Here is a 5,163-nt window from a genome sequence, read left to right on the forward strand (position 1 = left end):
GCCACGGGGCGAGGAGCCCCGCCGCGAGGAAGACCGCGAGCACCGCGAAGGCCGCCGCGGTCAAGGCGCCCCCTGCGCGCAGGCTCTGGAAAGCTTCTTTCATGGGTGTGTTCCGTGGTTGGGTGGTGAAGTGGTGAATGGGGGTTCCTACGCTTCCTTCCGGAGCTTCGGGTTGACGACGAGCGCCAAGAGGTCCATGAGGAGGTTAGCGAGCACGAGCGACGCCCCCGTCATCAAGACGATCATCTGCACGACGGGAATGTCGCGGTTCGCGACCGACTGCACGAGCAGCTTCCCGACGCCCGGCCACGAGAAGACGTTTTCCGTAATGACCGCGCCGGCGACGAGGGTTCCGAGGAAGAACCCGAGAATCGTGAGGATCGAGAGCATGGCGTTGGGGAGCGCGTGGAGCCAGATGACGCGGGTCTCCGGGAGCCCCCGCATCCGCGCGGCCTTGACGCACGGGAGCCGCATCGCGTCGATCATGGCGCTCCGGGCGTACCGCGAGAAGATCGCGGCTTCGGAGGTCGCCATCGTCGCGATCGGCATCACGTAGTGCAGGATCGAGCCGTCCCCGTAGGAAGGGAGCCACCCGAGCTGAATCGAGAAGACGAGCAGAAGGAGGACGCCGAGGAAGAAGTTCGGGACGGCGTAGCCGAAGACCGAGACGAACATGAGCCCGCGGTCCAACTTCGTCCCGCGGTGGAGCGCCGCGATGACGCCCGCGGGAATGCCGAAGGCGAGCGTGACGATCGCGGTCGGGATCATGAGGCGGAGCGTCGGCCCGAAGGCGTTCATGAAGACTTCGCTGACGGGAAGGCCCGTCAAGTAGCTCGTCCCCATGTCGAACGTGACGAATTTCCCGAGGTAGATCAGGAACTGCTCCCAGAGCGGGCGATTGAGCCCCCACTGCTCGCGGAAGGTTTCGAGCGCGACGGCGTCGGCGGCGTTCCCGAGCATGATGCGCGCGGGGTCGCCCGTCAGCTGCAGCCCGAAGAAGACCACCGTGGTGAGAAGAAGGAGCGTGAGCACCGCGCGGAAGACGATGCGTGCGGCCAGAACGAACATGTCAGACTCCCATCGTGGCGTTGGCGTCGAGATTGAGCGCGGCGTTGGCGGCGGAGGCAGAAGCTTCGGCGGCGGACGGAACGCCCTCCTCCGACTTCAGGGTCTCCCCGGCCATGAAGCACGCCACGGCGTGCCCCTCGGCCGCGTCCGTCAGCATCGGCACCTCGGTCCGACACTTGTCGCAAGCGAGCGGACAGCGCCCCGCAAAGACGCATCCGGGCGGGCGCTCGATCGGGCTCGGCATCGAGCCCTTCGGGTAGTGCCGGATGGCGGAGGCGTCCGCACCCGGCGTGCTCGCCATCAGAAGCCGCGTGTAGGGGTGAAGGGGCCGGCGGAAGACTTCGTCCACCTCGCCCGATTCGACGATGCGGCCCAGGTACATCACCGTCACGCGGTCCGAGACGTACCGCACGACGTTCAAGTTGTGCGAGACGAAGAGCATCGACATGTTGGTGGCGGTCTTGAGGCGGTTCAGAAGCTCCAACACCTGCGCCTGGATCGAGACGTCCAAGGACGCCACCGGTTCGTCGCACGCGAGAAGCACGGGACGGAGCGCCACCGCGCGGGCGATGGCCGCACGCTGGAGCTGCCCGCCCGACATCACGCCCGGGATGCGCCCCGCGTGGTGCGCGGGCATCCCGACCATGGCGAGGACTTCCATCGCGCGCGCCCTGGCCGCGGCCTTGTCAAAGCCCTGGTGCACGATGAGAGGTTCGGCGACCTGGTCCACCACCGGCACGCGCGGATCGAAGCACCCGTACGGGTCCTGCCAGATCATCTGCAAGGCGGCACGCTGCGCCTGCCAGGCGGGCGTGCGGGGCTTCGGGAAGGGTTCGTCCTTGAAGCGCACCGCCCCCTCGGTGGGCTCCTGAAGACCCAGCATGAGGCGCGCCAGGGTCGACTTCCCGCAGCCGGATTCGCCGACCAACCCCATCACCTCGCCCCTTCGGATCTGAAGGTCGATGTCCTGGAGCACGTCCCAGGGCTTCTTCCGGCCGAAGAACCCGCGGCGGGCGTAGTAGCAGTGGCGCTGGATGCGGGCGTCGGCGATCACGCGGAAGTCGCTTCTCACGGGTTCGAGCCCGGCCATGGCCGCCAGGGCTTCCCGTTCCGAACCGTCGGCATTCACGGCCGCATCCTTCGGGAGGGATCCCTCGGCTTCGCAGCCGAGCTGAAGCTCCTCTTCCTCAAGACCTTCGGACTCGACGTACCGGGCGGCGTCCGAGCCTGCCTGAGAAGCCGTGTCGGCGCCGCACGGCGGAGCGGCGTGCGCCCCTTCGCAGCGCGTCGTCCACGTCCCTTCGCGGTCAAGGGCGCGCATGGGCGGGAGCGACGCCCGGCAGCCGTCCGACGCGCGGGCGCAGCGGGACGCAAAGGGGCACCCGGCCCCGAGCTTCTCCGGCGGAGGAATTTCGCCCGGGATGGGCTTCAGCGTCCCGCGTTCGCTCTCCATGTCGGGCATCGCGTCCAAAAGCCCTTCGGTGTAGGGGTGTGCGGGGTTCCCGATCACCTTCGCGACCGGGCCCTCCTCGAGGACGTGCCCCGCGTACATGACGGACACGTCGTCCGCCACGTCGTGCGCGAGGTGCAGGTCGTGCGTCACCAAAAGCATCGACATCCCGCGCGAGAGGACGAGCTCGCGCATCTCTTCCAGGAGCTCGCGCTGAACGACCACGTCGAGGGCGGTCGTCGGTTCGTCGGCAAGAAGGAGCTTCGGCGCGCCTGCGAGCGCCAACGCGATCATGACCCTCTGGCGCATCCCGCCCGAGAGCTGGTGCGCGTAGGCCGTCATGCGCTTCTCGGGGGCGGTGATCCCGACCGTCTGCAGAAGGTCCAATGCGAGACCGCGGAGTTCCGACCGCTTCGCCGCCATCGCCTTCGCGCCCGAGACGAGCCCCTCGCGGAAGTCGGGGTGCCGGTAGGCGAGCGTTTCAATGAGTTGTTCGCCCACGGTGCGCATCGGGTTCATCGCGCTCATCGCGTCCTGCACGACCATCCCGATCTCGGCACCGCGAAGCGCCGCCCAGTCCTTCGGCCTGATGTCGGTGAGTTCACGTCCGAGCCAGCGGATCGAGTCGGTCGTGCGGGCGTTGGTGCCGGCCAATCCCAAAATGGAGCGTGCGAGCACGCTTTTTCCCGACCCGGATTCACCGATCAGCGCGTGGATGCGGCCCGGTGCGACCGCGAGGTCGACGCCGTGGAGGACTTCGGTCGCGCCGAAGGCGACGCGCAGGTTCCGGATTTCGAGAATCGGTGCGGGGCGTGCGGAAGGTTCGGATGCTGCGGAGGAGTCGGGCGCGGGAACGCCGCCCGGGATCGGTGGGATCGTCATGCGTCGGAAGACTTCGAAAGGACTGGGGAAAGAGGAGATGCGGACGGCTCGGGTGCGGGGCGCGCGAACCGCCTTGAGCGCCCTGCCCGCCCGGTCCGCAGGCGTGCGGCCGGGCGGCGGACAGCGCGGTTACTTGAAGCTGAGCACGTCGGCCGAGAGGTCGAGCGAGCCCTGAAGGCTCGAAGGCGTCCAGACGACGTTCTTCTGCTTCGCGTAGATCATCGGAAGGCCATAGAGCGGCACGGCCCAGGGATCCTGGTTGAAGAGCGTCAGCATCTTCCGCCAAGCGTCCTTTCGCGCGGCCGGGTCGATCGAGGTCTCCAACACCTCGCCCTCCCTGCAGAAGGCCTGGTATTCGGGCGAGTCGATCACGAAGCCTTCGTTCGTCCAGAAGCCGTTCGGCTTCATGCGGCGCCAGAGCTGCGCGACGGGGTCCGGGTAGTACGCGGAGAAGGAGGCGTTGTTGAGCATGCGGGTGGGACCGGCCTCTTCGACCTGCGTCCAGTTTTCCTTCACCTCGATCTTCACGTAGATGCCGACGGCTTTGAGCATCCCGGCGATCGCCTGGGTGACGGTGAGCTCCTGCGTGTAGTAGCCGCTCATGATGCGCCAGACGATGGGCTCACCCTTGTAGCCCGAGGCCTTGACGAGGGCCTTCGCCTTTTCCGGATCGTAGAGCTTCTTCTCCATGTCGGGCAGGTAGAGCTCGCCGAAGGTCTTCGACTGGAAGCTGTTGGCGGGCGTGGTGCTGCCGGCGAAGAGCGCCTGCACGAGAAGATCTCGGTCGATCGCGTGGAGGAACGCCTGACGCAGGTCCTTGCTCCGCATGATCGGGTTCGTCTTCGAGTCGAAGATCATCCCGTAGATGTTGTCGATCGGACCGCCCACGACGTCGACGGTGCCGTCCGCTTGAAGGGGCTTCACCTGATCGGGCGTCACCTCAGTGATGAGGTCGAATTCGCCGGACTTCAACCCCGCGACGCGCGACGACAGTTCCGGCACCTCGACGAACGTCACCTTCGCGGCGGGCGCGGGCTTCGCCCAGTAGTCGGGGTTGCGCTCCAGCGCCAGGCGGTTGCCGGTCCTGAATTCCACGATGCGGTAGGGCCCCGTGCCGATCGGCTTCTTGATCCAGTTCTCCCACGACCCCGCGGCCTTCCAGCCGTCTTCCGAGACGATTTCGGACATGCGCGCGGAGAAGCGCCGCTCGATGATCGGATCCGGCGTCTTCATCGTGATGCGCACGGTGTGGTCGTCGACCTTCACCACTTCCTTGAGGTTTCCGAGGAACTCCCAAGCCGCGGCGCGTCCCGGCGCGCGCTCGCCCGAGAAACGCTCGGGCCCGAACGAGAAGACGACGTCGTCCGCGGTCATGGGCGTGCCGTCGTGGAACTTCACGCCCGGGCGCAGCTTGAATTCGACGGTGTCGGGCGAAATGCGCTTCCAGCTCTCGGCCAAGCCGGGTTTCAATTCCCCGGTCGTCTGGTCGGCCTTGACGAGGGTTTCAAATACGGCGGAGACGCAGCGGTCAATCGCGTTGTTGTTGATGCCCTGGGGTTCGATGATCGTCGGGAGCTGCGGCATCGCGATCACCATGTTGTCGGCGCCGGCCGAAGCGGCGCCGGACGAGAAGGTCACGGCCGCGGCGAAGGCGGCGGCGAAGAGGGTCTTCGTGAAGGAGGCGTTGGTTTTGTCGGACTTCTGGGTCATCACAATCATCATCCCGTTCGGGTCGAGGGTGGCGCCGGGCGCGCCCGGCGGAT

The 5,163-nt window shown here is 67.0% G+C and carries 3 protein-coding genes; all 3 read right to left on the bottom strand.

Features of this window, described 5'->3' with window-relative positions:
• Nucleotides 1-147: 147 nt before the first annotated feature.
• The gene (locus HMPREF9440_RS06385; RefSeq protein WP_008542604.1) at nt 148-1,068 is read right to left on the bottom strand and encodes an ABC transporter permease; all 921 of its coding nucleotides are present in this window, start codon (nt 1,066-1,068) and stop codon (nt 148-150) included.
• Between the two features lies 1 nt (nt 1,069).
• A complete protein-coding gene (locus tag HMPREF9440_RS11980) occupies nt 1,070-3,400 on the bottom strand; it encodes an ABC transporter ATP-binding protein (RefSeq protein WP_008542606.1) in 2,331 nt (776 codons plus the stop codon).
• Nucleotides 3,401-3,529: 129 nt separating this feature from the next.
• On the bottom strand, nt 3,530-5,163 hold a 1,634-nt coding region (locus HMPREF9440_RS06395; RefSeq protein WP_316244789.1), incomplete at its 5' end, for an ABC transporter substrate-binding protein.

The organism is Sutterella parvirubra YIT 11816 (genome assembly GCF_000250875.1).
Classification (GTDB): domain Bacteria; phylum Pseudomonadota; class Gammaproteobacteria; order Burkholderiales; family Burkholderiaceae_F; genus Sutterella; species Sutterella parvirubra.

What these genes read in the sequence shown, in the direction of transcription:
- HMPREF9440_RS06385 (WP_008542604.1), bottom strand. Translation starts at nt 1,068, where the DNA reads ATGTTCGTTCTGGCCGCACGCATCGTCTTCCGCGCGGTGCTCACGCTC.
- HMPREF9440_RS11980 (WP_008542606.1), bottom strand. Translation starts at nt 3,400, where the DNA reads ATGACGATCCCACCGATCCCGGGCGGCGTTCCCGCGCCCGACTCCTCC.